Annotated in this window: 1 pseudogene; it reads right to left on the reverse strand. The window is 66.4% G+C overall.

Annotated elements, in window-relative coordinates:
- Nucleotides 1-339 (reverse strand): annotated as a pseudogene (locus tag AC58NV_RS23780) (transposase); the annotation flags it as partial.

Consider the following 339-nt stretch of genomic DNA (forward strand, 5'->3'; position numbering starts at 1 on the left):
GGGCGAGATTTCCAGCGGCGAGCGTCAGGATGAAGCGCGACCGCCCCCGTTCGACGCCGCGATAGACGGTCTGGGACATCCCGCCAACGGTCTTAGCCCAGCCAAACGCCTCCTCGATCCGCTTGCGGTGCTTCTGGGACAGGGCATAGCCTTTGTGCCGGGTTGTGCGCCCGTCGATTGCTGAATGCCGCGCCTTCCTGGCGACGTGCGGGGTGACGCAGGCCTGGCGGAGATCCGCGACGAATTCGGCCGCATCGTATCCCTTGTCGGCACCCAAGGTCAGCTGCCGGGTCGATCCGGGGAGTGGCGGTGCAGCATGTCCAATGCGGCCTTGCGTTC

Source organism: Leisingera sp. ANG49 (assembly GCF_059694505.1).